The sequence below is a fragment of the Acidovorax sp. HMWF018 genome (assembly GCF_003061035.1).
Taxonomy (GTDB): Bacteria; Pseudomonadota; Gammaproteobacteria; order Burkholderiales; family Burkholderiaceae_C; genus Acidovorax; species Acidovorax delafieldii.
This window is the reverse complement of sequence record NZ_QAIM01000160.1, coordinates 1-2,591: the sequence shown is the minus strand read 5'-3', so window position 1 is coordinate 2,591 and position 2,591 is coordinate 1. Positions and strand designations below refer to the sequence as shown.

Annotated in this window: 4 protein-coding genes; 2 read left to right on the top strand and 2 right to left on the bottom strand. The window is 69.8% G+C overall.

The features are described 5' to 3' along the window. The first annotated feature begins 110 nt into the window (after positions 1 to 110). Positions 111 to 902, top strand: coding sequence for an alpha/beta fold hydrolase (locus DBR23_RS06215; RefSeq protein WP_108497657.1), 792 nt, complete (start codon positions 111 to 113; stop codon positions 900 to 902). 61 nt (positions 903 to 963) lie between these two features. Beyond that, positions 964 to 1,722, top strand: coding sequence for a YdcF family protein (locus DBR23_RS06210; protein WP_108497656.1), 759 nt, complete (start codon positions 964 to 966; stop codon positions 1,720 to 1,722). Between the two features lie 45 nt (positions 1,723 to 1,767). Here DBR23_RS06210 and DBR23_RS06205 read toward each other — a convergent pair whose 3' ends face one another. Next, on the bottom strand, positions 1,768 to 2,343 hold the full coding sequence (locus tag DBR23_RS06205) for a flavodoxin family protein (protein WP_108497655.1): 576 nt from the start codon (positions 2,341 to 2,343) through the stop codon (positions 1,768 to 1,770). 38 nt (positions 2,344 to 2,381) lie between these two features. Beyond that, positions 2,382 to 2,591, bottom strand: a 210-nt coding sequence (locus DBR23_RS06200) for an FAD-dependent oxidoreductase (RefSeq protein ID WP_146191246.1), incomplete at its 5' end; no start/stop codon positions are given.

The window sequence follows — 2,591 nt, the reverse complement described above, 5'->3', positions numbered from 1 at the left end:
GTTCACAAAAGCGGCGCCAGCGGTGGCGGCGTGGGGGCAAGCGACAGGACCTATTATCAGGCGCCACCCTCCGCCGCGCTGTTGCGGGGTTTACATCTGCTTTTCACCGCATGGCCGCATTGCTTCCCACCTTCACCACCCTCGGCTCCGGCCCCACTGTGCTCATGCTGCACGATGCCGACGGCGACCACCTCACCTTTGCGCCCCAGGTGGAGACCCTGGCCACCGCCGGCTACCGGGCCGTGGCCTGGGACATGCCGGGCTATGGCCGCAGCGCGCCCGTGGAGCCCTACACCTTCAAGGCGCTGGCACAAAGCTGCCTCGCGCTGATCGAGGCGCTGCGCTGCGGCCCCGTCACGCTGGTCGGCCACGGCATGGGCGCCATGGTTGCGCTGGAGGCCGCCGTGCGGGACGCGTCCCAGGTGCGCCGCATGGTGCTGTGCGCGGGCGGTCCGGCGCTCGATGCCCAGGCCGTGCAGGATTGGGTGGCACCGCGCGAGCAGGCCCTCAAGGCCCTGGACGCGGGCGGCAGCATGGAGCAACTGGCCCAGACCCTGGTGCCGCAGTGCATCGGCACCGGCGCCCTGCCCGAAGGCGTGCGGCTGGCGGGCCACGCGCTGGGCCAGGTGTTCCCGGGCGCCTACCGCCGCGCCCTGGAGGCCCTGCCCACGTTTGACCGGGGCGCTGCCGCGCTGGCGCACCTGGCCATGCCGGTGCTGCTGGTGGGCGGCGATCAGGACCGGTGCACTCCCCCCGCAGCCTTGCAGGCGCTGGCCCAGGTGTTGCCCGATGCCCAAACGGTGCTGCTGCCGCATGTGGGGCATTGGCCCCAGCTGGAAGACCCCGAAGGGTTTGACGCAGCGCTGCTCGATTTTCTGGCCCACCGGCGCACGCTGCACTGACCCATTTGATCTTGGCTCGCCCGGCCGCCGCGCCCGGGCATGAACGCTGCCTTTTTTCTCCATGTTGTTTGCCCTCAAGAAAATTCTGTCTGCGCTGCTGTTGCCGCCGGTGTCCAGCATCGTGCTGGCGCTGTTTGGCCTGTGGCTGGCGCGCTACCACCGCCGCACGGGCAACACGCTGGTGGTGCTGTCGCTGTTGTCGGTGCTGGTGCTGTCCTGGCCGCCGGTGTCGGACGCGCTGGTGCGCAGCCTGGAGCGCTACCCCGCCATCACGCCGCGCCAGTTGCCCGAGTCGAAGGTACAGGCCATCGTGGTGCTGGGCGGCGGTGCCGACACCGTGGCGCCCGAATACGGGGTGGACGTGCTCAGCCGGGGTGCGCGCGAACGGGTTCGCTATGCCGCCTACCTGCAGCAGCAGACGGGCTTGCCCATCCTGGCCACGGGGGGCTCCACAGGCGGCACACGGGCCGAGGCGCTGGTGATGAAGGATGTGGTGGAGCGGGAGTTCAAGGGCCGGGTGCGCTGGACCGAAGTGGAGTCCCTCGACACCCGCAACAACGCCACCAGGTCGGCCGTCCTGCTCAAGGCCGCAGGCATCGAGCGCATCGCGCTCGTCACCCACGGCTGGCACATGGTGCGTGCCGCCCGGGACTTTGAGCAGGCCGGGCTGCAGGTGCTGCCGGCGCCCATGGGCTTCAAAGGGGGGCAGGCGCGCAAGCTGTATCGCGTGCTGCCGCGCGCCTCGGCGCTGTCCGACAGCAGCCTGGCGCTGCATGAGTGGCTGGGCATAGTGGCCCAGCGTGCTTCGCTGGACCGCTGAGAGCTCGTTGACGATCCCCTGCTAGATCGTCCACAGGCTCTGAGATCAGCCTGCCGCGGGTGTGACCAGGAAGCGGCTGGCGGCTTCCACCGCCTGCGCATCGGCCTGCACGGCGCCCGGGGGGCCGCCCTTGCCCCACAGGGCGCCCCCCCACGTCATGGACAGGAACTGCGCACACAGCGCCACCGAATCGATCATGGGCTGGGCCTTGGTGCGGTCGCCGCTGGTGGTGATGAGAGACAGCGTCTTGCGGCCCATGGCGTCCTTGAAGTCCAGGCCGGGCACGCGCATCCAGGCGCTCCAGTGGTCGAGGTAGGTTTTGAGCGGCGAGGGGATGCTGTACCAGTACACCGGCGCCACCCAAACAATGTGGCTGGCGGCCAGCGTGGCGTCCAGAAGGGTTTTCATGTCGCCCTCAGGCGGTGCGTAGGTGCCGGTGGTGTGGCGCTGGTCCACAAAGGGCGGCAACTGCATGCGTGCGAGGTGGTGCCAGGTTTGCTCCGTGCCCGCAGGCAGGGCCGCTGCGGCCTGCCGCGCCAGCCATTCGGTGTTGCCGAGGTGGCCGGGTTCGCGGGTGGAGGTTGTGAGGAAGAGGTAATGGGGTGCAGACATGGCCGGCATCGTAGCGGCACCGGCCCGTGTCTGCAGGAGTCGCTACGTCAGGCCGGGACCACAGCGCGCGGCGCGCGCACGGCTTCGGCACCCAGAAAACCAAAGTTCATCGCAGGCTGTTCGCCGCTGATCAGCTCGGCCAGGGCCTTGCCCGAGCCTGCACCGTGCGTCCAACCCAGCGTGCCGTGGCCCGCGTTGACCCAGAGCTTGCCCACGCGGGTGCGACCGATGAACGGGATGTTGGTGGGCGTGGCGGG